Origin of the sequence: Prevotella multiformis DSM 16608 (genome assembly GCF_000191065.1) — a bacterium.
GTDB lineage: Bacteria > Bacteroidota > Bacteroidia > Bacteroidales > Bacteroidaceae > Prevotella > Prevotella multiformis.
Window position 1 is genome coordinate 42,683 of the sequence record NZ_GL872282.1, and the last position, 25,869, is coordinate 68,551.

A 25,869-nucleotide genomic window follows, 5' to 3' on the forward strand; every position below is an offset into this window, starting at 1 on the left:
GCGCATCATCGAAGATGACAAATCGAGTGTTATCTCCTTGACTGTCTTTCGTTTAGAAAGGTTTATCTTCTTGAGAACCTGGATGACGTCCTCAGCCTTGGTCCCTTTAACCACAGCTACCAAAGTCCCTTTTCCGCCCTTTCCCGCCTTGTTGGTCAGAAAAGTATAAACCTCGCCACTGCTTAGACAGGTCTCATCAATACTTAGACTCTCTCCTATGTTATCTTCAAACAATAGCCAGTCTTGAGCATGATCCAACTGATTCCAGCTACGATAATCACTGAAATGTTCCTTGTACTGTGTGGATAACAGCTTGCCATTTACGCCATAGTGCGCACCAATGCTTGCGATGCTCTCTGCAGTGGACTCAATTCTATTCTTTTAAAAAAGAAACGAACTCGGGAGATAGTCTACTGCCCTCAGCCGTCAAATCATCATATGAATAAGTAAAGATCTCTCCGTTGGAACTGTCACGCCACTTGCGACGGCGGACATGGAGGTAAACTGCTTTGCCACGAAGGGGAAAGTCCTGAATAACACGCTCGCTGGTAAAACCATAACTGCTTACAGTGCCTAACTTATGGTCTGACTTTTCCATGAAGTTACGCTCGTCAAGCCAAAAGTCAAACTGCGAAACACTCTCGTGAATATCGACAACATCAAAGTAGTCGGCAAGTACATCTGGAAAGATGCAACGTAATAATTGGTGACTCTTCATGATGCAAAGGTAATAAATACTTATGGAATTGTGTGCTTAAGAGGATAGGCTTGCAACTGGGTTTTAGGACTGACCCGAAAGAATCCATATCAGGCCGAAGATCAGTCGAAGATACAGAGAAGAGGAAAAAAAGGGGGAATAAAAAAAGTCCCAGACTGTTGTCTGGGACTGAAAGATTACCTGTCTCACGACAACTAATCTTCTAACCTTAATAATCTAATACCATGAAAAACACGATGCAAAGATATCCGTATTTTGTTATATTTGCAAATATAAAACGTTAAATAAATTAAATCATTGGTTATTTGTCAAGTTATGGACAAAATAACTTGACATACATATACTTAAAGCTCCATTTTTTCTTACCTTATGCTATTTAACAGCTTCAGTTTCCCGTCATTGACCAGTTTGATGATCAGTTCACCGAAGAGGGTATTCTGCCAGGCAAACCAGTCACGGGTGTATTTTGTCGCATCATCCTTGTTGAAGCTCTCGTGCATGAATCCAGTACCCGCATCCGTGTTCATCAGCATCTCGATACATTTCCGTATTTCCTCGTCATCATGTGAGGTGAAGGCACGCATCATGATGGACATCGGCCATATCATGTCATACCCTACATGAGGACCGCCGATTCCTTCCCCGGCCCTGCCGCGGAAGAAGTATGGATTGTCTTCGCTCCACACATAGCGGCGTGTGTTCTGGTACACGGGGTCGTCGATGTCAATGTCACCGAGATAGGGCATTGCCAGCAGACTTGGCACATTGGCATCATCCATCAGGAAGTGATTGCCAAAGCCGTCCACTTCATAAGCGTATATCTTTCCATATTTCGGATGATTGTACACGGCATATTTCTGCAGGGCAGCGCTTACCTCATCGGCAAGACCGGTGCATTGAGCAGCGAGGTCAGCCCGTCCATTCACCTTGTCCAATATCTTTGCTGCCTTTCGCAAAGAAGTCACAGCCATGAAGTTGGATGGGACGAGAAACTGCAGTGTGGTTGCATCATCGGACGGCCGGAAGGCGGAGGCTATCAGTCCTACGGGCTTAACGGGTGCCCCCCACCCTGCATTGTTCATGGTATCCAGCGCACGGTCCGTAACGCGCAGAAACCGATAGCTCCCCTTTCCCTCTTTTTTCTGCTGTTCGCGGAAAGTCTTGAGGATATTCCCAACCGCCTTGATCCATTCAGCCCCAAAGACACTTGTATCGCCTGTCACTTTCCAGTACTCAAAGGCAAGTCGGATGGGATAACAGAGAGAATCAATCTCGTATTTGCGTTCATGCAGTTCCGGTTTCATGTCCGTCTCATCACTCATCCAATTGCCGTCAGGGTCAGGCACTCTGTTGAAAGCATTGGCATAAGGGTCTATGTTGATACATTTCAACTGTCGGTTGATGACTCCTGCCAGCATTCTCTTCAGTTTCCGGTCCTTGCCGGCCAGCTGTAAATAGGGCCATACCTGTGCGCCGGAGTCGCGCAGCCACATGGCGGCAATGTCACCTGTATAGACGAAAGTATCTGGCGACCCGTCGACATCTTCACTGTAATGGACAGTAGTATCTAACGTGTTCGGAAAACAATTCTCAAACATCCAGGCCAGACGTCTGTTGTTCAGCTGTCGTACGATGCGTTGTATCTCTTTCTCAACAGCTTCTGAATGGAAAAGACGGTCGGCCTCTTTCGGACGCTTGGAAGGAAACTTCACGGCATCAGCCGGGCAGCAAAGCCCTTTTTCCAAAGCCGTACAGTTGATACTTGCGGCATCGCCAGACTGTGCCTGTAATGCCATGAGGGCAGTTAGTAGTGTGGAAATATAGGTAATCTTTCTCATACGTTATGATTGGTTTTTTATTTATTGTTGTTCAGTATAACTTAAAAGGTCATGGACTTCTATGCGTGACTTCCTTCCGATCGGTATTTTTCCATCGGCTTTGGAAGAGCAGGTTTCCCTCATCAGATATAGTACATCGGTTTCTGTTTTTTTGCGGCAGGCTGTTTTCTTCCGGTCCATAGATTGAAAGCGTAAGGGGTCTCAACACGACTGGTGTTTGCCAACGGTACCATCGGTGTCGGGCATCAGCACACCGGCAGGAGGCCAGCTTTATCCCCGTCACAGCTTCATCTACCCAGTGCGAATGGCCGGTTGATACGGAGGGCGTTTATCGGGCAGCAGTAGTCCTTATCCAAATTCATTGATGCAATCGACGACTTTCCGACAGTCTTCATCGCTCATTGCAGGATTGCAGGGCAAGGACAATTCCTGCCTGTGCAGGGCTTCCGTGACCGGATAGTGCAGACCGTTCCATTCCTGATAGGCCTGTTGCCGGTGAGGGGGGATGGGATAATGGATCATCGTCCCGATGCCCTTGTCCTTCAAATACTGCTGCAATCTGTCGCGTGAAGGACAGAAAACCGGAAAGATATGATAGACGTTGTCCCTTTCACGGTCGTCCGTCAATCTCACTTGTGGATGCTTGATCGTCTCATGATAGACCGTAGCTATCGTCTTGCGGCGGCGGTTCTCCTCTTCCAGATAGTTCAGCTTCACATTCAGTACGGCAGCCTGAATCTCATCCATGCGGCTGTTGATCCCTTTGAACTGAAACTCATACTTACGTGCCGAACCATAGTTGGCAATGCTGCGGATGGTCTGTGCCAACTCTTCATCATCAGTCGTTACGGCTCCCGCATCACCCAGTGCTCCGAGGTTCTTGCCCGGATAAAAGCTGTGGGCGGCTGCATTACCGAGACTTCCCGTGCGCCTCTCACCGAACCGACAGCCATGTGCCTGCGCATTGTCTTCAACAAGAAGCAGCTTATGACGCTGGCAAAGGTCACCAATCAGCGGAGTGTAAGAACAGCGGCCATAAAGATGTACCAGCATGATGGCGCGTGTCCTCTCGGTGATGGTGGCTTCAACAAGCTCGTCGTCCAGTTCAAGGGTATTGATGTCCGGCTCCACCAACACCGGGGTCAGCCTGTTTTCAGTTATTGCAAGAATCGTTGCAATGTATGTATTGGCCGGAACAACAACCTCATCACCCGCTTTCAATTGTCCTAACTCCATATAGGCACGGAGGATGAGGCTGAGTGCGTCCAGCCCGTTTCCACAGGTCACACAGTGTTCGGTACCGATGAACCGGGCATAATTCTGCTCGAACAGGTTCGTTTCCTGTCCTTGCAGATACCATCCGGAACGCACGACACGTTCAACGGCATTGGCGATTTCATCGCCGTGGAGGTCTGTTATATCTTTGAGAGATAGGTAGTCGATCATTTTATTTACGTATTGTTGGAAGACAAGAAGAAGTGAGTAGATCTCCAGTTATCTCCCATTCATATTGGTCGTAACATACAGCCCGTCCTCCAAAGCCTTCCTTTTGCTGAATTAACCCTGCATTGAGAAAACATCCGGAGTCCTCATTTGAAGTGCCAAAGTCGAAGTAGTGTACATCTTTATAGTCTTCTTTGATAATCTGATAACAAATGGCATCAATGGCATGAAGTTCCTTCCCCTCCGAAGTAGCAGATATATACTGTGTATGAATGACGTTATGTGTGGTATAAAGCAGGATTCCTGCGAGGTATTTCTCATCTTGTCTGGCCATATACAAAGGAGTGTTGTCGGGAAACCGACGATGTAGCAAGGTCATTTCTTCAAGTGAATGGACAGGCTTCGCATGGTGTACTTCTCGTAAGTTTGCCGTAAGTATATTCCAAAACAGGCTTAACTTCTCACTATTTCGTTCGATTATCAGATTCTCTTTTAGGGAACTTTTAACACCATGACGTCTATCCCTTCTCCATTTTACAGGGTTTGTCTGATCAACAGCAGACGCTATATACCGATATTTAAGGTGCGCTCTACAGACGTGAAAGAGTGCGTATAAATCTTCTTCCGCTGGTATTTTATGGTAGATCCAAGGGATGCATTTATAAAGGACACGCCGTATTCCATGTGCATAGAGGAATCTGTTGATTTCAAGGAAAGCCTCACATACACCTACGGCAGTCGCAGTTGCATTTGTAATAAGTCCTCCATAGGTCAGTCCCTGATGTGAGCAAATTGTTGCACCGACCCTATTGGCAGGTAAAAGGGCATAGAGCCGTCCTTCCCGATAGATCATCAACGAGCAATCAAGGAACCTGTCGGCATGATAATCCATGTAAGAACGATTGAAAAGGAATGTCCCTTGCTTCGATTTCTGCACGAAGTCATCCCATTCAGATTCCTGTTCTTTAGTGTATTGCCTTACTTCAAACATTCTATATCAAGATTTATACGTGGCTCAATAAAGGCCGGGGTCTGTCGAGCACGTCAAGACCAGTACTGTCAAGGTTATTAATCCTATGCTGATCCTGGGATAAAAGCATTGCCTCATAACTACTTATGGCTTAAATAGTCGATAAAATCATCATAGTTGCGGATGTAGTCGGCCTCGTCAAAGGGATCTTCAGCCAATACAAGGCACACAGCACCCGACGAGAAGTCATCGAGTGTGCGCCATAGATCTGTGTTGACGAGCAATCCCTGATAAGGATGATTCAGCAGGAAGGACTCTTTCCCATGGCCATCGTCCAGCGTAACAGTGAATGATCCGCTTACAGCAATAATGAATTCACGGCAATGCTTATGTGCATGCCCCCCTCTGGAAGTACCTGATGGGACATCATAGGTCCAATAAGCCCGGGCCATCTGAAAGGGTATGTCCTTCATTCCCTGGGCTACGGTCAGGTTGCCACGAGGGTCGACTACCTTCTGTAATGAGATGATCTTCCCTAATGAAGTCGGCTTGTCTTTCATCTCCTCAATTTCCTGTTTTCCAGACACTTCACTTCTTCATATACGGGTCAGTGCCTAATACGGTCTCTGCCACACGTCTCGCCTTCCTGCGAAGAGCATCCATATCGGTGCCGACATCACCATAGCAGAGTGCTACCCCCATACGTCTCCCCACATGAGCAACCGGCTTGCCGAAGATGCGCAGACGTGTGCGGTCTTCCCCGCAGGCGTCTGTCAGGTGATACGACAATGGCTTTCCCGATTCAACCGGAGAAAGGATGACGGCCGAACAGCCTGCATGCTCCAGATGGACGGCCGGTATCGGCAGCCCCATCACAGCACGGAAATGTAATTCAAATTCATTGAAATTCGTTGTGTGTGCCAAAGTGACCATCCCAGTATCGTGCGGACGGGGAGACAGCTCGGAGAAGATGACCTCCCCTTGCTTTGTCAGGAAGAACTCGACACCCCATATACCATACCCTGTCAGAGCACGTGTCACTTCGCCGGCGATGTGTTCAGCCTGTCTCAGAGCTTCTTCCGGGAGGGCAAAGGGCTGCCAGCTCTCGCGATAGTCGCCGCCTTTCTGCACATGACCGATAGGGGGACAGAAGAGAGTCGGGCCGTTCTTCTGGGTAACGGTCAGCAAGGTGAACTCGCTTTCAAAGTCGATGAACTCTTCTATAATGACCTCTTTTACATCGCCGCGCGCCCCTTCCATGGCGTTCCTGTAAGCTTCTGCCAGTTCTTCGTCATTGTGGACGTAGCTCTGCCCATGTCCGCTGGAACTCATCAGAGGCTTTACCACACATGGGAAACCGATTACATCCGCAGCCGTCTTGAACTCATCATAAGACTTGGCATAGAAGTATTTTGCCGTTCTCAATCCCAGATCGAGTGCGGCAAGATCACGTATGGCACGCCGGTTCATCGTGAAATTAACGGCGCGTGCCGATGGAGCGACTTGTATTCCTCTCTGTTCGTAGTCGAGCAGCCGCTCCGTACGGATCGCCTCTATCTCGGGAACAATCAGGTCGGGGGCATGAAACTCGACCACAGCATCAAGAGCCGTACCGTCAAGCATGTCTATCACTTCCGACTCATCGGCCACCTGCATCGCCGGCGCATTGTCATAACTGTCGCAGGCAATGACGTACTGGCCTGCGCGCTTTACCGCAATGGCGAACTCCTTTCCCAGCTCGCCGGAACCTAATAACAAGATTTTCTTCATGTGAGGTGTTGTTTATATATAATGTAAAAGGGTGTGATTCTCAAGATCCTTGCCTGTCGTCCCAGTTCCATCAGGGATGGACCGGCGAGATCCCTTGTAAATCCGGTCTGATATCATGCGGGTGTCTGGAATCAACTGCAGATTTGATGCTTATCTGTTATTTCCATATTGCAGTTTGCCGTGGACACCTTGCATTTTATCTTCCTTTCTTCGTGTACATCCTATCGTAGTATTTCTGGTAATCTCCCGAAGTGACCTCCCGGATCCAGTCTTGATGTTCCAGATTCCATCGGATCGTCTTCACGATGCCGTCAGCAAACATTGTCTCAGGATACCATCCCAGCTCATTCTTGATCTTTGTCGGATCAATGGCGTAACGTGCATCATGTCCGAGACGGTCGGGGACATACGTGATCAGATGCTCATTGATCCAGCTGATGTCAATATCCCCATGACTGTCCTTTTCCTGTTTCTTGAGGATATTGCGCAGACTTTTGTCCGCCTCCATCATGTCATGGATGGTCCTGATGGTGAGTTTGACAATGTCTATGTTCTTCATCTCATTGTGACCGCCTACATTATAGACTTCCCCCTCACGTCCTTCACGTACGACCATATCAATGGCTTTGCAATGGTCTTCCACGTAAAGCCAGTCGCGTACATTCAGTCCTTCTCCATAGACAGGGAGCTTCTTCCCTTCGAGAATGTTATTGATAATCAGCGGTATCAGCTTCTCCGGGAAATGATAAGGTCCATAGTTGTTGGAACAGCGCGTGATACTGACGGGCATGTGGTAGGTATCCCGATAAGCCATTACAAACAGGTCGGCACTGGTCTTGCTGGCTGAATAAGGGCTATGCGGACAAAGCGGTGTCTGTTCGGTGAAGTACCCTTCTGTCCCCAGGGAGCCGTACACCTCGTCGGTAGACACCTGATGATAACGTTTCCCTGTCTTCCATACAGGATAACCCTGCTCGTCCTTGCCGGTCACCCATGCGCGGCGTGCAGCGTCCAAGAGATTCTGCGTACCGAGAATGTTGACGGAGAGAAAGAGCTGAGGGTCTTCTATCGAACGGTCGACATGGCTCTCTGCCGCAAAGTTGACAAGATAATCAATATCGTTCTCTGCAAACAGCCGGTCGACGAGTTCCCGGTCACGGATGTCACCTTTCACAAACACACAACGTTTACCGTCTATGTCCTCTTTGATGGTGCCAAGATTTCCGGCATATGTGAGCGCATCGAGAATGATTACCTTGATATCTTCGTTTGCATACTTTCTGTGAAGCAGGTACTTGATGTAGTTAGCGCCGATGAAGCCGGCAGCTCCGGTTACTAAATAGGTTTTCATATCTTCTGTTTATTTTATATTCCTTACTTTTACTGCATTCCCGGCGGATATGATGCACAATATCCTGACTGAGGCCGGAAAGCGGAGACGGCTCACTCCCCCTCCCTGTACACAGCCGGGCAAAGCCTGAAGATCAAAGCGCCGCCAGCTTGTCTCCCAGTGTGATGACTTCACAGTCCGAGAATTTATTGCCCTCAATGTTCAGTCTGACCAAGGTGCGTTCCTTGTGCCATCCCCGCATACCTGCCGCACCAGGATTGATATGCAGCAGATTCAGTGTTCTGTCGAACTGTATCTTGAGGATGTGCGAATGTCCGTCGACGAAGAGGTCGGGCGGCGAAGCATAGAGCATACGCTGTACCGAACGGTCGTAGCGTCCGGGATATCCGCCGATATGTTTCAGCAGCACATCCACTTCCTCGCACCGGAAGCGCAGTATGTCACGGTAGCGTGCCCGCATGTCGTAGTCGTCGATATTGCCGCAGACGGCACGGAAGACGGGTTTCATCGCCTCGAACCTGTCCGCCACCTCCATCGATCCGATGTCACCGGCATGCCATATCTCATCACATTCACCAAGATAATACTCGTACTTGTCATCCCAGTAGCCATGGGTGTCAGAGAGAATCCCGATCCGTTTCATCGCTGGAGTTTTCTTCTGATAAATTCGGCAATCAGTTCCTTCGTGCCTTCCGTCCCCAGAATACTGGCATCCACGCAGAGGTCATAGCTCTCCGCCGCTCCCCAGGTCTTGGCCGTGTAGTAGTTGTAATACTTGGCACGTTCGCTCTCTCCGTTCTCAATGATCTTCTGCGCCTCCTCTTCCGTACAGCCACGACGCTGACAGACGTTGGCGACACGGGTCGGCATCGAGGCCGTAATGAAGATGTTGACCGTATGGGGATTGTCGCGCAGCACATAGTCAGCGGTTCTTCCCACAAACACGCAGCGTGGATTCTTATCGGCAACCTCACGGATGGCGTCGCTCTGGAACTGGTAAAGACTTTCCTGGGAAAAGTTGTTCTTGTAGAAATCATTATCTGCCAGAAGGGGGAGATGAATGTTGAAGTGGCTCTTCAGAAATCCTTTCTGCTCATCGTTCTGCTCGAAGAATTTTTCGGAGAAACCGCTCTCCTTGGCCGCAAGATTGAGAATCTCACGGTCGTAAAACTGGCAGTCGAACTCATCTGCCAGCAGCCTTGCGATGACCCGGCCACCGCTTCCGATCTGCCTTCCGATGTTTATGATCAGTTTCTTGTCCATCTTTTAGGTTTTGGTTTATGGTCAGCTTCTTGATTGTTCTTTGGGCTGATGTGTCAGCCGGCGCATATAGACGAACATGATGACCGCCGCCACAAGTGATGCCGTGAAGTCGCTGGCGGGAAGAGACGACCACACCCCGTCCAGACCGAAGAAGTGAGGCAGGACGGCAAGCAGAGGAATGAGGAACAGCAGCTGCCGTGACAGGGAAAGGAAAATACTGATCTTCACCTTGCCGATACACTGGAAGAAGTTGGTCACTACCATCTGGAAGCCGATGAACGGGAACATCATCATGTTTATCTTTATAGCCTTGATAGCCTGTCGGATCAGTTCTGTGTCTGTCGTAAACATACGGGCACAGTAATAAGGGGCGAGATGGGCGGTCAGCCAGCCTGTCACCATGATGCCTGTCGCAGCGAAGACCGCCAGCTTCACGACCCGCATCAGCCGGTCGGTCTGCTGGGAACCGTAGTTATAGCCTGCTATCGGCTGCATACCTTGATTCAGTCCGATCACGAACATCACGAAGATCATCGCAATGCTGTTCGCTATCCCATAAGCACCGACAGCCATGTCACCGCCATATCTTACCAGCTGGTTGTTGATGAAGATCACGACGACACACGCACAAACATTCATCAGGAAAGGGGAAATGCCGATGGCGATGATATTCTCTACCAGATGCCGCCGCAGCCTGTAGATTCCACGCTTCAGATGGAGCAGCTCCTTCTGATTGGCAAACTGCTCCATCTGCCAGCAGAGTGCCAGTGCCTGTGAGATAATCGTGGCGAAGGCCGCCCCCCGTATTCCCCAGTGCCACCACCAGATGAAAACGACATCCAGAAGAATGTTCATCACCACGGTGAAGAGGGTGGCCATCATCGCCTGCCGCGGTTTGGATGCCGCCCGCAGGACAGCGTTCATTCCGAAATACATGTGCGAGATGACATTGCCGGCCAGGATAATCTCCATGAAGCTCCTGGCGTATGGGATCGTGGCATCACTGGCTCCGAAGAAACGCAGGATCGGATCAAGGAACAGAAGACAGATCACACTGAACGAGATTCCTATAAGAAGATTCAGCGTCACGGTATTGCCGAGGATGTTCTCGGCAGTGGCATAGTCACGCTGTCCTAACTTCACACTGATCGCCGTCGACGCTCCCACACCGACCGCCGCGCCGAAAGCGCTGGCAAGGTTCATGAAAGGGAAGGTGATGGCAAGTCCGGAAATAGCCATCGGACCTACTACCTGACCGATAAAGACGCGGTCGATGATATTGTAGAGGGAGGCTGCCGTCATGGCAACGATCGCCGGCAGTGCATATTGCACCAGCAGTCTGCCAACGGATTTTGTTCCCAGTTCCAGTGTCGCCTTCTTGTTATTCATCAAGATTCCATTCTCTGTTTACGAAGGAATGACATTCATTCCATACTATGTCTGCAAAAGTACGAAAAAAAGCTGAGAAACATCGGATTGTTCCCATAATTTCCGGTTCTTCCGTTAAATGCGTGGATGCTTTTCGTATAGCTTTAACGGAAGAACCGAAGTTATCCATAAAAAAACATTGCCAAGACCGTCGACTGTCTATCCTGTTGTCATCCTCCGATACAAAGACCTTCTCATTTTTATACGTTGAAAAGACAGATAAGAATATGAAAATTCGTTACATAATTTCAAACAAAACAGCTGCAGATATAAAAAACACGTGTAAAAAGCAGGTTTGTAACCAGCAGTCAATCAGTTGGTTATCAAATCGTTCGTAAAAGGTGCCTGATTGGACTCCAAAAGGGCGTTGGTAACACGCTGAAAGAGCACCTGTTGCAAGTCAATCAGGCATCTTTTAGAAGCCAGAAGAGCATGTGTAAGCTTTGGTTGCATGAAAACAGTTTACAGACACCGATGATATGGGAATAAGTCGTTTGTAGAAGACTGTAAGATACGCTGATGGATGGCCATCGCATCTATTTCCTACGCCTGTCGTTTCTCAACCGCTTCCAGGCATCCGAAGAGCTGCAGACTGTTCTCGCTGCCGGTAACAGATCGAAAGGGCGCGCGCCGTCAACACACTTAGTGTTCATCGTCAACACACTTAGTGTTCATCGTCAGCACGCTTGGTTTTCATCGACAGCATATCGGCTGATGACGGACAAGCTGATTCCTTCCCTGCACAATCAATAGGGGACTGATGCCTGCCTGCACGGAAAGAGTTTACCGAACCACAGCCTTTATTCCCTTTATTACGCGAGCTGTGCGGCCTTCTTTTTCAGTCGTTCCTCCTGCGGCATTGTCATTTAGGAAGGAAAGAATCCGGGCTTCTATGATGGCAAAAACGATCAAAGACCAATTTTGGGATCTGCCGTCAACATGACTTTTCAGAACAAACCAAAAGATTATCTTCATCGAAAACCTTGATTATAAATTATAATTTGTATCTTTGTGCGATTATTGGAAGAAAACAGTTTGACTCAAAAGACATACAATGAAGAAAACAGCACTTATTACAGGCGTTACCGGACAGGACGGATCTTATCTGGCGGAATTGCTGCTCCAGAAAGGATATGACGTGCACGGTACCATTCGCCGTTCGTCCGTGGATTTCCGTGAGCGCATCGCTCATCTGGAGGGACTCCCCCATTTCCATCTGCACTATGCCGACCTTGGCGACTCGATGAGTATCCTGGGCGTAATCAGCAGAGTGCGTCCGGATGAAATCTACAACCTTGCCGCACAGAGCCATGTGCAGGTAAGTTTCGACTCTCCAGAGTTCACCGCAGATGTAGATGCCGTGGGCGTACTGCGCATCCTGGAAGCTGTCCGCCAGCTGGGCATGACCGAAACCTGCCGCATCTACCAGGCATCGACATCCGAACTGTATGGGAAGGTAGAAGAAGTCCCGCAGAATGAGAACACCCCGTTCCATCCCTACAGCCCATACGCTGTCGCCAAACAGTATGGGTTCTGGATTGTGAGGGAATATCGAGAGGCGTACAACATGTATTGCTGCTCCGGCATTCTCTTCAATCATGAAAGCGAACGGCGGGGGGAGACTTTCGTTACCCGCAAGATCACACTTGCCGCAGCACGCATCAAACAGGGCAAGCAGGAAAAGCTCTATCTGGGAAACCTCGGCTCTCTCCGCGACTGGGGATATGCCAAAGACTACGTGGAGTGCATGTGGCTGATCCTCCAGCAGGACAAACCGGAAGACTTCGTCATTGCGACAGGCGTACAGCACAGTGTGCGGGAGTTCTGCTACTACGCTTTCAAGCACATCGGTATCGAACTTGAATTCAAGGGAGAGGGAATGGAGGAAAAAGGTATCGACAAGGCAACCGGAAAGGTGCTCATCGAAGTAAGCCCTGATTTCTACCGTCCAACGGATGTAGTCAACCTATGGGGCGACCCGACGAAGGCGAAGGCTAAACTCGGATGGAATCCTAACAGTACCAGCTTTGAAGAGCTTGTCGACCTGATGGTGGACAGCGATATGGCCAAAGTGGCTTCTGAAGGGGCTGCGGAGAAGGTAAGGACAAATCTGGAGGAGTATCTGGAGAAAGGAATCGTGAAGTAGACGTCCGATCCGTCCTGTGGAGGCTGGAGTACCGTTCCGCTCCTCTTCCGGCAGGGAGAGGAGGGCTGCCGGACGGGAGGAGCTGCGTATTGCCCCCCACGCAGGAAGTACATCCCGTAGAAACCGCCGGTGGACTTTGTAAGGATAAAAAAAAAGTGTGAGAAAACTGAGTGTGTCTCTTCGCAAGCGGAAGAAGCACCTGTATTCTTGCGGAGCATGCAGTTGGCCACGACCCTTGGACGGCTCTTTTCCTTTCGGACAGGCAGATGCAGTCTTCTCCTGAAAAGCTGAAGTGCGGCTGTGCAGGAGGGATGGGAGGCGAAAGGTGCCGTAGAAAGGCAAAGGCACAGGGGAGGGCTGCTTCTGTTTCTTCGGACAACGTGAAGCCTTTGTGACCTGTCAAAGGCATAACCTCTTATCAAGATGCCCATGGCCACGGGATTTCCGCCAGGTACTCTCTCCGCAGGGAGACGCTAAGAAGAACTTATGAATTATGGATAAGAACAGTAAAATATACATTGCAGGACACCACGGACTGGTGGGCTCTGCTATTTGGAACAATCTGCTTCAGCGAGGGTACACAAACCTCGTCGGACGAAGTCATAAGGAACTGGATCTGACCGACCAGCAGGCTGTAAAGAGATTCTTCGACAAGGAGAAGCCTGACGCTGTTGTCCTTGCCGCCGCTTTTGTCGGAGGAATTATGGCCAATTCTCTGTACCGTGCCGATTTCATCATGCAGAACATGAAGATACAGTGCAATGTCATAGAGCAGAGTTATCTCCATGGAGTAAAGAAACTCCTTTTCCTCGGAAGTACCTGTATCTACCCGAAGAATGCGCCGCAGCCCATGCGTGAGGATGCCCTTCTGACATCACCGTTGGAATATACCAACGAGGAATACGCCATTGCCAAGATTGCCGGACTGAAAATGTGCGAGAGCTATAACCTCCAGTATGGAACCGATTACATAGCCGTTATGCCGACCAACCTCTACGGCCCGAATGATAATTTCCATCTGGAGAACTCCCATGTAATGCCTGCCATGATGCGAAAGGTCTATCTTGCCAGACTCATCCATGAGGGGGACTGGGATGCCATCCGTAATGACATGGACAGACGGCCGATCAATCCGACAGACAAGCTCCGCAAGGAGATCGGGGAAGGAAATGTAGACGGCAGGAGCGACAAGGAACGCATCCTGCAGGCGCTTGCTTTCTACGGCATCGGAAACAACTGCGTGACATTGTGGGGAGACGGCAGTCCGCTGCGTGAGTTCCTGTGGAGTGAAGACATGGCGGATGCCAGTGTCCATATTCTGCTGAATGTAGACTTTAAAGACATCATCGGCATAGAGAAGTATTCCAGCGTCTTTTACGGATCCAGGATTGACGGGACGGTAGACCGCAACAACTCTGAGGGACGGGGCGGAGCGATCCCCTCATTAGGCGAGATACGCAACTGTCACATCAATATCGGGACCGGCAAGGAACTGACCATAAAGGAACTTGCAGAGCTTGTCAGGAAGACGGTTCATTTCGGAGGAGACATTATCTGGGATGCGGAAAAACCCAATGGTACTCCGCGCAAACTTATCAACGTAGACAAGCTGCACAGCCTCGGATGGACACACAAGGTGGAGATTGAGGAAGGTGTGGAAAAACTCTATGAATGGTATCAGAACAGCTTGAAATGAACGGATGCCAGACGACGGGGCGAATCGGACAGGTCGGCTCCGTTCGGTCTGGCAGATCCACGAACAAAACGAGTCCGGACAATTTATTCATTTTAACCTTTAAAAATATGAAGAAACAAGTATTACTAACCGCGGCAGTACTGTCCGCAACCAGCATGATGGCACAGAAACTGACGTACCCGCAGGCACCGAAGGACGGGACGGTAGACACTTACTTCGGTGTGCAGGTGGCCGATCCCTACCGTCCGTTAGAGAACGACAGCTCCAAGGCGACGGCTGAGTGGGTGGCTGCAGAAAACAAGGTGACACAGGAATATCTCTCCCGCATTCCGTTCCGGGGGAAACTCCTGAAGCGCATGAAGGAACTGGCTAATTACGAGAAGGTGTCTGCTCCTTCTTACATCAAGTCCATCGGCAAGTGGCTCTTCTATAAGAACGACGGTCTGCAGAACCAGAGTGTTCTCTATATGATGGACCGGCTCGGAGACGAGAAGAACGCCCGGGTTCTCCTCAACCCCAACCAGCTGTCAACCGACGGGACCGTGGCTCTGAAAGGCATTTATTTCTCTCACAACGGGAAATATGCCGCCTACTCCATTTCGCGCAGCGGGAGCGACTGGCAGGAGTTTTATGTGATGGATGCCAAGACCGGCAGACTGCTTGACGACCATCTTGTGTGGGCAAAGTTCTCGAGTGCGGCATGGAAAGGCGACGGCTTCTATTATAGTGCTTATGACGCACCGCAGAAAGGACATGAATTCAGCAATGTAAATTCGGTACAGAAGATTTACTACCACAAGGTCGGCACTCCGCAGTCTGAGGATATTCTCTTCTATCAGAATCCTGCCAATCCCATGCGTTTCTATTCCGTTTACGTGAATGAGGACGAGACGATGATGTTCCTCTATGAGAGCGGTGCAGGATCCGGAAACCGTGTTTATGTACGCGATCTGCGCCAGCCGGAAGGCCAGTTCATCCAGATGACATCCGACCTAGATCTGCAATACAGTCTGATAGAGACTGTCGGGGACAGAATGTATTTCCTCACGAATGACGGTGCCCCGAAGAACCGGCTGATGGTCACCGACCTCGGGCATCCTGGTTTCAACGAGTGGAAGACCCTCGTCCCGGAATCCAAGGATATGCTCGAAGCTGTTACCTTTGCTGACGGGAAGATGATCCTCAACTACATGAAGGATGCTTCCAATCATGCCTATGTCTATTCCATGGACGGGAAACAGCTGTCTGAGATCAAACTTCCTACGGTGGGCAGTGCTGCTTTCTACGGCGAAAAAGACAGGAAAGAAGTATTTTATTCATTCTCGTCTTTCACCGTTCCGACGAGCAATTACCAGTACGACCTCGCCACAGGTGCCAGCAAGGTTTACTCTGCACCAAAGGTGAAATTCAAGGAATCTGATTATGTAAGTGAACAGGTTTTCTATCCCAGCAAGGATGGAACAAGGATTCCTCTTTTCATCACTTATAAAAAGGGATTGAAGCGCAATGGCAGAAACCCGGTCTATCTCTATGCTTACGGAGGTTTCAATATTGCCATGCCTCCCTACTTCTCTTCCAACCGTATCCCATTCCTTGAGAACGGTGGAATCTACGCACAGGCCTGTCTGCGCGGTGGCAGTGAATACGGAGAAGAATGGCACATTGCCGGTACGAAAATGCAGAAGCAGAATGTTTTCGATGATTTCATCGCCGCTGGTGAATGGCTCATCAAGAATAAATACACAAGCAAAGACTACCTTGCCATTGTCGGCGGGTCAAACGGCGGACTGCTTATCGGTGCTTGCATGACACAACGCCCCGACCTTTTCAAGGTCTGTATTCCGGAAGTGGGGGTAATGGATATGCTGCGTTACCATAAGTTCACCATCGGATGGAACTGGGCACCGGATTATGGGACAAGTGCAGACTCAAAGGAGATGTTCGAGTACCTCCGTGCCTACTCTCCCCTCCACAACCTCCGGCCGGGCACACGTTATCCGGCTACAATGATTACTACTGCCGACCACGACGACCGTGTCGTACCGGCTCACTCGTTCAAGTTCGCAGCGACTCTGCAGGCTGACAATGCTGCCGATACACCGACGATCATCCGCATTGACACCAAGGCGGGACATGGAAGCGGAAAGCCCTTGTCGAAGCAGCTGGAAGAGCATGCGGATATTTATGGCTTCATCCTGTACAACATGGGGCTGAAGTATTAAGGGAGAATCGCCGTCTCTCTGAAGCCAATGGAGCCGTGCCGGCTGTCCCATCGCAGGAAGCCTGTTGTGAGGCATAGGCTTCACTCCGTTGGCTTCTGTCCGCGAGAAACGGAACGGCGGCTGCGTTAAACGAAAGGAACAAAGCGAAGCCTGCCCCCATGGAACGGGTGTCTGGCAATGCGGCTTCTTTAGAACATTACCTTATATAAGTATGCAGATTCTGTTAGCGTCAGCAAAGACAATGAACCGTACCACCAAGGTTCTCACTCTACCTATGCATCTGCCTCGTTTCCGAAAGGAAGCGGGGCAGATGGCGTTAGAGCTGGGCGATCTCTCTGTAGAGACACTTGCCAAAGAACTCCATTGTAGCCGGAAAATTGCAATGGAAAACAAACTGCGGTATCAGGATTTCTTCAATGAGGAAGGACTGCTGCCCGCATTGCTCGCTTATTATGGGCAGGCATACAAATGCCTGAAGGCACAGGAATATAGTCTGGAGGATATGTGCTTTGCCGACCGGCATCTTTGGATTACAAGTTTTCTTTATGGATTGTTACGCCCTTTGGACCTCATCCATCCATACCGGCTGGAGGGGAAGACCCAGCTGTCTTCCACAGGTGCGAAGAACATGTTTGCTTATTGGAAACCCCGTCTCACCGATATGCTCATCAAGGCTGTGAAGAAAGACGACGGTATTCTTGTTCATCTGGCGACAGAAGAGTTCCAACATCTCTTCGACTGGAAACGGATGCAAAAAGAAATAAGCATTATCCAGCCGCTCTTCATGGTGGAACAGGAAGACCGCCTCAAAGCTGTCAGTGTCTATTCCAAAAGCTGCAGAGGGGCTATGACAAGCTATATCCTGCGCAAACGGCTTGACAGTCCGGCCGACCTTCTTGGCTTTGAGTATGAAGGATTCGTCTATCAGCCGGGTTATGGAGACGAGGCGCATCCGCATTTCATCTCACAAATGCCGGTACAATCCTCCTTTAAACCAGGGAAATACTGATGACATCTGATCGGAAGAGTCACATAAAAGATTTACAGACAATAGAAAACAAAATTTATCATGTCAATAGAAGAATATCGCCGGCAAATACTTACAGCCTTGCTCGCCAAGACCAATACCAAAGGTGAACCCTGTTTCGACGAGTCATCTGCCAGGGAACTCCTCGCACAGCTCTCGGATGAAGAACTCAAAGAGGGACTCCTGTTCAATACACCTGAAGACGTAGCAGATGTCTTGTCCGGTGTAGGGAAATTATAGACAGGCTAATACACTGCCTACGGAAAAAATATTTTTCCTCATGCGCACATTCAATTCGTAAGTGCGGAATCCCTCGATGAGTAATAGTTTGCAAAAACTATGAAGAACACCGGGGGACTGCGGCAAGGGATCTGCGCCTCCTAAGAGCATATTCAAGTATCGAGATATAAAATAAATAATGGGCCGGCGAATAATGATATTTCTGAAATTGATTTTAAGAAGAATTCCGTTATTGTAACCACATACGATAATAGGGGAAAGGAAGAATTGATCCATCCTGGGAGACCAATCATTATATAAACATAACTTGTACTGGTGAGAGTGGCTTAATTAGATTTTAGTCATGGAATTATCCTTTCATCACAGAATGTCTGGAAATTAGCGGTATAAATGGAATGCACCAATTGTTTATTTTGCCAAGATGAAGAAAATCATAGGAGTATTTTTGATTATAGGAGTGCTTTGTGCAATAGGAGATGTTTGCATAGACAGAGTACCTCATAATTATAAAATTATAAATGCGAATTTACAAAAAATAAAAATAAAAGGAAATACTTATGACAATTATTATTTGCTGACATTCGATGTAGTATATTGCAATTTTACTTATGAATTTTTTAAAGCGCCATTTCCTCCCGGGAGAAATGGAAGCATTGATAGCTTGTGTTCTATTAAAGTGTTGGATAAGAGAGGATATGACATGACTGACAGGTTCTCTCAGGACAGTATACAGCGCAATGAAGGAAGAAGTCTGTATGTTGTCTATCCTAAACGATCAGATAGTACAGTGATAGAAGCAGATGTGGAAAAGTCCGTTATGAACATTACCAATAAGATAAATTCCAACATTGATGAAAATAGAATGTTTAGAATTGAGACGGGGAGAATACTAAAGCTGAGACATACAAAGATGACTCCAGCATCGTTAAAAGTGGAATTCAAAGGGAGAGAGATTACAAGTAAAGTAGTTAGTAGGGGTTCTACCGTTTACTATGCTTTCGACTGACAATAAAGAACCTCACGTTGATTTTATCACCTGCGACAGCTTGAACCGTATGCGGATGATGACTTGTCCTGACGGCGAGGTCGTCACCTATCACTACAACTACAATGCGGCAGGACAAATAGATGGTCTTACGAGCAATAAACCGGGACGTCAGAGCGTTATTGTTGACAGGATAGGTTACGACAAAGAGGGTCATACGGTCTATACGAAGCTCGGCAACGGCACGGAGACAACCTATACCTACGAGAGGCAGCGTGAGCGTCTGCAGGCGATGCGCCTTGCAGCGGACGGTCAGACTGTCATGGAGAACAGGTATCGTTATGATGCTGTGGAAAATATCCTCGGTATCACGAATGCCGCCAACCCAACGTCGCTGACGAAACTCAACAAGGCGAAGCTGGGAGGAAGGAGTATGCATACATGTCAGTTGGAAAGAAAGTGCAATCACCTGAAGATTATGGTGGTCAATAAAAATGGAATGCAGACAAGTCCGTAGACCTCTTTTATTAATGATCTCAGGCTGTGCCGTATATTTATTCTACAGTATTATAGTTGTTTATTACGATACTCAAGCAATAGAATCTGGTTCAATTATATGGTTTTTCCGTTAAATGTATAGATTGGAAGAATAAAGGCTTATACACTTGCAGGGTATGACTGTCCAACATTAGACGGCCTTACAAAGGAGGATAAACTACAAGATAAAAGGTTCTTTCGTTAAATGTGTAGATGCTTTTCATATAGCTTTAACGGAAGAACCGAAGTGATTGATGAAACAAAAACATGGCCAAGACTGTCAACTGTCTATCCTGTCATCAGCCTCTGAGTCAAAGACCTTTTCAATTTTAATACGTTGAAAAGACAGATAAGATTTTGAAAGACCATTACATAATTTCAAACAAATCATCTGTAAATGTAAAGAACACGTGCAAAAATCGAGTTTGTAACCAGCAGTCAATCAATCGGTTGTTAAGTCGTTTGTAAGAGGTGCCTGATTGGACTTCAAAAGGGCGTTGGTAACACGCTAAAGGAGCACCTGTTGCAAGTCAATCAGGCATCTTTTAGAAGCCAGAAGAGCATGTGTCAGCTTTGAACTGCACAAAAATGTTTACAAACACCGATGATATGGAAATAAAATGTATGTAAAAGACGGAAAGACAGGCTGATGGACAGGCATCGTATCAATTTGTCTTTTCTGCCCTTTTATCTTGTAGTTTACCTTCTTTTGTAAAACCATCCGCTTGGGGAAAGTCATACTATGCAAGTACACAAGCTTTTTATTCTATTCCCATCTATCCATTTAACGGAAGAACCAAAAGATACCCTAGAGGCTTTCAATTCCATGGAACTAATATGTTGCCAAGAACTTATGGACTTGTATCTCTGGGAAACAGGATGCACCTAAGGTGTTTATCTTTGATTTGGGAGAAGATGAAAATGGACGGAATCACTTTTCACTTTGCGCTTATAGTAATTATGTGTCTTGTGCGATTCCAGGGACATTATGCTTCAAAAATAAGAGTCACGATGCTGTCCATACAGAAGACCTCTATATATCTTATATTTGACTATCAACAAGTTACATTCCACGGGGTTCTCATGTAAGGGAGGGAAGAGGTCTCAATGCCAAAAAGGGATCGTATCCAGAAAAAACATTGTATTTTTTAACCATAAATAAGCAATGGATTTTACACTATTTGAAAATGCAACAAGCGTATCTGCTATATACAAGAGATCTCTGCCTACTTTTACGAAAATAGAAGTTGTCAAGATCACTATTATACCAGGAGAAGATACTGAACTGATTTTAACTTTAGATACAACAGAACTGCCTGAAGTTTTACCTTTAAAGTGGTCCAAAAAAAGAATAAATACTGTTCAGTTCGAAATAGACTTTATAGATGTTGATCTAAAAAAAATCTGTCTTACTAAAAGTATGGATTATAATTTTATAATGCAGAGAAAGGATGAAAAAAATGTTGTTATATTAAAGAATCTTTTAGATAATAAGGAAATTACTTTTGATTCAAAGTGGGCTTATATTAGGAATATATCTGGATATGAAAAATAAGACCACCCTAATGCCGGTGGGAAGGATATGGCCTGCTCTGACGGCAGGCAACCTCCTGAAGAAACTCACGGCTGGGTTCAGAAAGTGGCACTCTATGGGAATCAGGATTTGAGCATGCTGTCCGTCCATCTCGGGAAGGTGGCGCTAAGAATATAGACAATAATGCCATAAAACATGGAGCTGGTCCTGGTCCTGCTCTTATTTTATTATACCAGCATCAGGATATGTTCTTTTACAAAATAAACTTATTATGGAATATTCATATTTTATAAAGAGAAATATCAACTTTTTTAAAAATAATGGATATACTCTATATCCGAATGGGAATCAAGTATATAGACGGATAGATGATTATGATGTGCTGATCACAGATTATACAGGGAAGAAACTATCATTAGATCTTTTGATTGTCTTTGAACTTTGGATAAAAAATAATATAACAGATGTCCTCATCTTTAGAAAGATGTATAAGAGAACATTTTTTTGTCCTAGAATGGAAAAGATTGATAAAGAAATAGCAAAGATAATAGAAGAATTTTAGCCTTCGAATCCTATGTATAGATGATAAATAGAATGGTACACTCTATACCTGACAACTTCTATGATGTGTTTAGTGCTGTGCCAGCAAATGAGTCTGGAATGCTAAACGATAGACGTACAGGGTGGAAAGCTCTTTTACCAATTTGCAATAGACGATCAGGACTTAGCGTACATCCAGATATTAATTTATCTGTTACAAAGGGCAGCTTTGGTACAGTCGGTTGTTACGGAAAATCTAAATGAATGGAAATTCTTTAATAAGTTGATTACTCCTAGTGGGACACATAGGATGATTTTTAACATCAAAGGTAATCCAAATTGTGTCGATGAATGTAAAGCTGGTTCTCGTCTTGTTCAATAGCTTATTTACCATACAAGCTTGTGTTGGACAAGAAAGAGTAGATGGGAAAATAGATGTTGCAGAACATGTTAAGAAGGAGGTTTCTGTGCCGTCAGACACATCTGTTAATGGCATAATATTAGACGATACCGTTTCTTTAAATAATATTTTCGAGAGTCTCATGTAATGGAGTTTTACAGAGGTTTCAGAATAGTAAATCAAAATCATTTGAGCATGTTTTTAAAGAATAAAAAAAGAATTATCAATTATTTCGTGTTGATTATAGGTTTTGGCGTGTGGGAATCATGTCATTCTAAAGTCCAACATGTTTTAGTCCCTGTAGATAATGTCAGATCTTATAAACTGAGCGAAAATCACGACACAACAACTATTATCGAAGAAAGAGATGACTACTCTCGAACCGTAATTAAATTTTATAAAGACAACAGTGAGGTTTTTACTTCCGACTACGGTGGACATAAAGAATTACTGATGTCCACAACAGAGATGTTGGATACCGTATATTCTGGAGACGCTAATTATAGGAATCACCGGATTCAGATAAAACAAGAAAACCCCAATCTGTTTTCTACATCTATATATCATATTGATGTAAAGCCTGTGTTGCTTTTAACAATCTATTATGACCATTCATATAGCATAAAAGCTATCCGTAATTGGTTAGTATATACGACTTACAAATCGAAACATGACGAATGAGAGTTCTTTCAACAATATGAGATGCAAGAGAAGGGGGGGGCGTACTGGTCTTGATTTAATTAAAAGTGATGGTTGCATGAGAGAGTGTGTCAAAACTCAAAATTCAGAAAAGCCTCCCCTTCCTATTGACGGTTCTGATCCCCTTAGACATCAAACAACCGCTATCATCGAGCTATCGGCTCTTTGGCAGCGGTTGTTCTTTACAAATGGCAGCTGTCTTGAAGTCGGGTTTTGACACGCCCTCCTTCATGTTGGAGATTAAAATAGATTTTACTTTTTCCTCAGCTCTTCAAGATTTGCCTTCAAAGCAGCAATCTTTTCTTCGGAGTCGCTCTGTTTCTTGCGCTCACGCTCAACGACGGCCTCAGGTGCATGGGCAACGAAGTTCTCGTTAGAGAGTTTCTTCTTGATGCCGGCGAGGAAGCCTTCGAGGTGCAGGAGTTCCTTCTCCTGCTTCTCTATTTCAGCCGCCACATCGATCAGGTCGCCGACAGGTACTGCAAACGAGTCCGTTCCGACCATGAAACCGGAGGCATCCCCCGACTTCTCCGTTACGACTTCGATGGCTTTCAGGTTTGCCATCTTTGTGATGACGCTGTTGTATGCCTCGTAGTTGTTCTGGCCGATGGCATCGAGTTCCAGTTCTACCTTCGGAGCGATGTTCTTCTGGTTGCGGACGGTACGCACACCCCCGACGATGGCCTTTACCTGCTCGATGTCTTCCATGAGCCTCAGCTCGTCCTTGCCTGGAGCCGGGAGGCGCAGCTCGTCACACATAATGCTCTCGCCGTCTTTGCGGTCGTAGAGGTGCTGCCACAATTCTTCGGTGATGAACGGCATGAACGGATGCAGCATCTTCAGCAGGGCATTGAAGAAACGGAGTGTCGCCTCGTAGGTCGTCCTGTCAATCGGTTTGCCGTATTCGGGTTTGATCATCTCCAGGTACCAGCTTGAGAACTCGTCCCAGAAGAGGCGGTAGACAGTCATCAGTGCCTCGGAGATACGGTAGCTTCTGAACTGTTCGTCCATCTCTGCATTCACAGCCTTCAGCTTGGCATCGAACCACTCCACGGCAATCCGGCTTGCCTGCGGCTGTTCCGTGTCGGCTGTCTGCCAGCCCTGTACCAGCCGGAAAGCATTCCAAATCTTGTTGTTGAAGTTACGTCCCTGCTCGCAAAGTGTCTCGTCGAAGAGGATGTCGTTGCCTGCCGGAGCGGAAAGCATCATGCCCATGCGGACACCGTCGGCACCGTATTTCTCGATGAGCATGATCGGGTCGGGAGAGTTACCGAGGCTCTTACTCATCTTACGTCCGAGCTTGTCACGTACAATACCTGTAAAGTAGACGTGCTTGAACGGGAACTTGCCACGGTACTCGTAGCCCGCCATGATCATGCGTGCCACCCAGAAGAAGATGATGTCCGGACCCGTTACGAGATCGCTGGTAGGATAATAGTAGCTGATTTCCTCGTTGTCCGGATGGTTGATGCCGTCGAAGACGGAAATCGGCCACAGCCAGCTTGAGAACCATGTGTCCATACAGTCGCTCTCCTGTTCGAGGTCGGCAGCGGTTACTGAAGGGTTGATTTCCTGTGCCAACTTCAATGCCTCTTCTTCTGTCTCTGCAACAACGGTTGCATTCTTACCCTCCGCATCTTTGAAGTAATAGGCAGGTATACGATGTCCCCACCAGAGCTGGCGGCTGATGCACCAGTCCTTGATATTCTCGAGCCAGTGGCGGTAAGTGTTCTTGTACTTTTTCGGATAGAACTCGATTTCGTCGTCCATGACGGGAGAGAGGGCGATGTCGGCAAAGTGCTGCATCCTGAGGAACCACTGCGTGGAGAGCTTCGGCTCGATCGGCACGTTCGTACGCTCGGAGAATCCCACCTTGTTGTCATAGTCCTCAACCTTCTCCATCAAGCCCGCAGCTTCCAAGTCCTTTGAAATCTGCTTACGTACATCCATACGGTCCTGCCCCACATAGAGGCCCGCCGCCTCAGAGATTGTTCCGTTATCATTGAAGATGTCGATGGTTTCCAGTCCATGCTTCAAACCAAGCGCATGGTCGTTTACGTCGTGAGCAGGTGTTACCTTCAAACAACCTGTGCCGAACTGAATGTCAACGTATGAGTCCTCAATAACTGGAATCACACGGTTTACCAATGGAACGATGACATGCAGCCCCTTCAACCAAGTATTCTTAACGTCCTCTGGGTTGATACACATGGCTGTGTCCCCCATGATAGTCTCCGGACGAGTAGTGGCAACAACTGCATAGTAGCCCTTCTCATCCTTGTGCATCACGTTGCCTTCATCCTTGCGTTCAACCCTTGCCTGGTCTTCCGAAGCAACATAATATTTAAGGTGATAGAGCTTTGAATGTTCATCCTTATAGATTACCTCCTCATCGGAGAGGGCTGTCTGTGCCTGCGGATCCCAGTTGACCATGCGCACGCCACGGTAGATGTAACCTTTATTATACAGGTCGCAGAACACCTTGATGACGCTCCGGCTGCGGGTCTCGTCCATGGTGAAAGCCGTACGGTCCCAGTCGCAGGAACAACCCAGGCGGCGCAGCTGTTTGAGGATAATGCCACCGTGCTCGCGTGTCCAGTCCCATGCGTGCTCAAGGAACTGCTCACGGGTGAGGTCGGTCTTCTTGATGCCTTCCTGTGCCAGTCTGTTCACGACCTTCGCCTCAGTCGCAATGCTGGCGTGGTCAGTGCCCGGCACCCAGCAGGCATTCTTGCCCTCCATGCGGGCACGCCTGACCAAGATGTCCTGAATCGTATTGTTCAGCATATGTCCCATGTGGAGCACCCCCGTAACGTTGGGCGGCGGAATCACCACGGTATAAGGCTCACGGCCATCAGGCTTAGAACTGAAAAGCTTGTTGTCCAGCCAGTACTGGTACCATTTCGATTCCACAATCTGTGGATCATACTTGCTTGCTAAATCCATTTGTTTCGTATAATATTATTTCTTTATTATCTTTAAAATAACGCTGCAAAAGTACAAAAAATCCACCTAAAAAGCGTATCTTTGCAACAATAATAGTACCCGGATGAGTACTTTAA

At 47.5% G+C, this 25,869-nt stretch carries 22 protein-coding genes and 1 pseudogene; 10 read left to right on the top strand and 13 right to left on the bottom strand.

Translation table 11 applies throughout. The features are described 5' to 3' along the window. The 12 genes from HMPREF9141_RS13765 to HMPREF9141_RS00255 all read right to left on the bottom strand — a co-directional run. Positions 1 to 234: transposase (locus HMPREF9141_RS13765; protein WP_442512532.1), on the bottom strand; the 234-nt coding region annotated here is incomplete at its 3' end. Between the two features lie 139 nt (positions 235 to 373). Next, a complete protein-coding gene (locus HMPREF9141_RS00205; RefSeq protein ID WP_007366335.1) occupies positions 374 to 718 on the bottom strand; it encodes an ISAon1 family transposase N-terminal region protein in 345 nt (114 codons plus the stop codon). Positions 719 to 1,080: 362 nt separating this feature from the next. After that, a complete protein-coding gene (locus HMPREF9141_RS00210; RefSeq protein ID WP_007366336.1) occupies positions 1,081 to 2,556 on the bottom strand; it encodes a glycoside hydrolase family 125 protein in 1,476 nt (491 codons plus the stop codon). A 348-nt stretch (positions 2,557 to 2,904) separates the two neighbouring features. Next, the gene (locus HMPREF9141_RS00215) at positions 2,905 to 4,002 is read right to left on the bottom strand and encodes a DegT/DnrJ/EryC1/StrS family aminotransferase (RefSeq protein WP_007366337.1); all 1,098 of its coding nucleotides are present in this window, start codon (positions 4,000 to 4,002) and stop codon (positions 2,905 to 2,907) included. 1 nt (position 4,003) lies between these two features. After that, positions 4,004 to 4,990, bottom strand: coding sequence for a GNAT family N-acetyltransferase (locus HMPREF9141_RS00220; protein ID WP_007366338.1), 987 nt, complete (start codon positions 4,988 to 4,990; stop codon positions 4,004 to 4,006). A gap of 119 nt (positions 4,991 to 5,109) precedes the next feature. Next, entirely contained in the window at positions 5,110 to 5,529 is a 420-nt protein-coding gene (locus tag HMPREF9141_RS00225; RefSeq protein WP_040554311.1) for a sugar 3,4-ketoisomerase, read from the bottom strand. A 28-nt stretch (positions 5,530 to 5,557) separates the two neighbouring features. Next, the gene (gene purT / locus HMPREF9141_RS00230) at positions 5,558 to 6,739 is read right to left on the bottom strand and encodes a formate-dependent phosphoribosylglycinamide formyltransferase (RefSeq protein ID WP_007366340.1); all 1,182 of its coding nucleotides are present in this window, start codon (positions 6,737 to 6,739) and stop codon (positions 5,558 to 5,560) included. 196 nt (positions 6,740 to 6,935) lie between these two features. Next, positions 6,936 to 8,090, bottom strand: a complete 1,155-nt coding sequence (gene rfbB / locus HMPREF9141_RS00235; RefSeq protein WP_007366341.1) for a dTDP-glucose 4,6-dehydratase — start codon at positions 8,088 to 8,090, stop codon at positions 6,936 to 6,938. A 133-nt stretch (positions 8,091 to 8,223) separates the two neighbouring features. Continuing rightward, positions 8,224 to 8,733 carry a metallophosphoesterase family protein gene (locus HMPREF9141_RS00240; protein ID WP_007366342.1) on the bottom strand — a complete coding sequence of 170 codons (510 nt, stop codon included), beginning with the start codon at positions 8,731 to 8,733 and terminating at the stop codon, positions 8,224 to 8,226. Then, the gene (locus HMPREF9141_RS00245) at positions 8,730 to 9,353 is read right to left on the bottom strand and encodes a cytidylate kinase-like family protein (protein WP_007366343.1); all 624 of its coding nucleotides are present in this window, start codon (positions 9,351 to 9,353) and stop codon (positions 8,730 to 8,732) included. The genes HMPREF9141_RS00240 and HMPREF9141_RS00245 overlap by 4 nt, the downstream gene beginning before the upstream one ends. A 21-nt stretch (positions 9,354 to 9,374) precedes the next feature. After that, positions 9,375 to 10,742 (bottom strand): MATE family efflux transporter, encoded by a 1,368-nt coding sequence (locus HMPREF9141_RS00250; RefSeq protein ID WP_007366344.1) that lies wholly within the window; start codon positions 10,740 to 10,742, stop codon positions 9,375 to 9,377. Positions 10,743 to 11,564: 822 nt separating this feature from the next. Beyond that, positions 11,565 to 11,756: a hypothetical protein gene (locus HMPREF9141_RS00255; RefSeq protein ID WP_007366346.1), complete on the bottom strand. Its 192-nt coding sequence runs from the start codon at positions 11,754 to 11,756 to the stop codon at positions 11,565 to 11,567. 79 nt (positions 11,757 to 11,835) lie between these two features. Here HMPREF9141_RS00255 and gmd point away from each other — a divergent pair, with 79 nt between their 5' ends. From gmd to HMPREF9141_RS00315, 10 genes and pseudogenes are all read left to right on the top strand, one after another. Continuing rightward, entirely contained in the window at positions 11,836 to 12,927 is a 1,092-nt protein-coding gene (gene gmd / locus HMPREF9141_RS00260) for a GDP-mannose 4,6-dehydratase (protein ID WP_007366347.1), read from the top strand. Positions 12,928 to 13,420: 493 nt separating this feature from the next. Next, on the top strand, positions 13,421 to 14,623 hold the full coding sequence (locus HMPREF9141_RS00265) for a GDP-L-fucose synthase family protein (RefSeq protein ID WP_007366349.1): 1,203 nt from the start codon (positions 13,421 to 13,423) through the stop codon (positions 14,621 to 14,623). A gap of 107 nt (positions 14,624 to 14,730) precedes the next feature. Beyond that, a complete protein-coding gene (locus HMPREF9141_RS00270) occupies positions 14,731 to 16,845 on the top strand; it encodes a prolyl oligopeptidase family serine peptidase (protein WP_040554102.1) in 2,115 nt (704 codons plus the stop codon). 211 nt (positions 16,846 to 17,056) lie between these two features. Next, a complete protein-coding gene (locus HMPREF9141_RS00275) occupies positions 17,057 to 17,854 on the top strand; it encodes a YaaA family protein (protein ID WP_040554103.1) in 798 nt (265 codons plus the stop codon). Between the two features lie 60 nt (positions 17,855 to 17,914). After that, positions 17,915 to 18,112, top strand: a complete 198-nt coding sequence (locus HMPREF9141_RS00280) for a hypothetical protein (protein WP_007366352.1) — start codon at positions 17,915 to 17,917, stop codon at positions 18,110 to 18,112. A gap of 421 nt (positions 18,113 to 18,533) precedes the next feature. Then, positions 18,534 to 19,118 carry a hypothetical protein gene (locus HMPREF9141_RS00285; protein WP_007366354.1) on the top strand — a complete coding sequence of 195 codons (585 nt, stop codon included), beginning with the start codon at positions 18,534 to 18,536 and terminating at the stop codon, positions 19,116 to 19,118. 40 nt (positions 19,119 to 19,158) lie between these two features. After that, positions 19,159 to 19,551 (top strand): annotated as a pseudogene (locus HMPREF9141_RS00290) (hypothetical protein); the annotation flags it as partial. A 1,248-nt stretch (positions 19,552 to 20,799) separates the two neighbouring features. Beyond that, positions 20,800 to 21,189, top strand: coding sequence for an Imm50 family immunity protein (locus HMPREF9141_RS00300; protein ID WP_007366358.1), 390 nt, complete (start codon positions 20,800 to 20,802; stop codon positions 21,187 to 21,189). A 250-nt stretch (positions 21,190 to 21,439) separates the two neighbouring features. After that, positions 21,440 to 21,730 carry a hypothetical protein gene (locus tag HMPREF9141_RS00305; protein WP_007366360.1) on the top strand — a complete coding sequence of 97 codons (291 nt, stop codon included), beginning with the start codon at positions 21,440 to 21,442 and terminating at the stop codon, positions 21,728 to 21,730. Positions 21,731 to 22,303: 573 nt separating this feature from the next. Continuing rightward, entirely contained in the window at positions 22,304 to 22,789 is a 486-nt protein-coding gene (locus HMPREF9141_RS00315) for a hypothetical protein (RefSeq protein ID WP_156792396.1), read from the top strand. A gap of 270 nt (positions 22,790 to 23,059) precedes the next feature. Here the strand turns inward: HMPREF9141_RS00315 and HMPREF9141_RS00320 are convergent, their stop codons facing one another. Beyond that, entirely contained in the window at positions 23,060 to 25,753 is a 2,694-nt protein-coding gene (locus tag HMPREF9141_RS00320; protein WP_007366363.1) for a valine--tRNA ligase, read from the bottom strand. Positions 25,754 to 25,869: the final 116 nt, after the last annotated feature.